This is a genomic window from Neisseria sp. P0021.S006 (assembly GCF_051956895.1).
Genome location: NZ_JBQCWZ010000451.1, coordinates 1 through 1,128, shown reverse-complemented (window position 1 = coordinate 1,128; position 1,128 = coordinate 1). Strand labels below are relative to the sequence as shown.

General features: G+C 49.6%; 1 protein-coding gene. It reads right to left on the bottom strand.

Annotated features, from left to right (window positions below; genetic code table 11):
• A partial coding sequence (locus ACTHUM_RS14915) for an alpha-hydroxy acid oxidase (RefSeq protein WP_440403281.1) occupies positions 1–1,078 on the bottom strand: 1,078 nt, incomplete at its 3' end.
• Positions 1,079–1,128 lie beyond the last annotated feature (50 nt).

Below are 1,128 nucleotides of genomic sequence, written 5' to 3'. Positions count from 1 at the left end.
TTTCTTTATACAGGATTTCCAGCGCACGGGTTACACCTTCTTCACCATACGCCCCCAAACCATACAGGAACGCCCGGCCAATCATCGTACCTTTCGCACCCAAAGCCCAAGCCTTCAAAATATCCTGACCGCTGCGGATACCGCTGTCCATCCAAACCTCGATGTCGCTACCTACCGCGCTGACCACATCAGGCAAAGCCTTAATGGCAGACACAGTATCGTCAAGCTGACGGCCGCCATGATTGGAAACGACCAATGCGTCCGCGCCGCTTTTCGCTGCCTTTTCCGCGTCTTCAGGCTCCATAATGCCTTTGATAATCAGCTTGCCGCCCCACAAATCCTTAATGCGCGCCACATCGTCCCAGCTCAGGCGCGGGTCGAATTGTTCGGAAGTCCATGAAGACAGCGAAGACAAATCGCCCACGTTTTTCGCATGACCGACAATATTGCGGAAAGTGCGACGTTCCGTGTTCAGCATTTTCATGCACCATTCGGGCTTAGTCGCCAAATTGATTAAATTGGCAATGGTCGGCTTCGGCGGTGCAGACAGGCCATTTTTGATGTCTTTGTGGCGCTGACCCAAAACCTGCAAATCGGCAGTCAATACCAAAGCCGAACATTTGGCATCTTTTGCACGCTTAATCAGGTTTTCCATAAACTCGCGGTCGCGCATCACATAAAGCTGAAACCAAAACGGCGAGCTGGTGTTTTCAGCCACATCTTCAATCGAACAAATAGACATGGTCGACAGCGTAAACGGAATACCAAATTTTTCCGCCGCCCGCGCCGCCAAGATTTCCCCATCAGCGTGCGCCATACCCGTAAAACCGGTCGGCGCAATCGCCACCGGCATTTTCACATCCTGCCCAATCATTTTGGTTTCGAGACTGCGTCCCTCCATATTAACCAATACCTTTTGGCGGAAACGGATATCTTTGAAATCCGAAGTATTTTCACGATAAGTAGTTTCTGTCCAAGAGCCTGAGTCAATATAGTCATAAAACATACGCGGCATTTTACGTTTGGCAACAAGGCGCAAGTCTTCGATACAGGTTATTTTGCTTAAATCACATTTCATTGTCGATTGCCTCTGTTAAGGTAAAGATGGATGGTCAAGGCCGTCTGAAC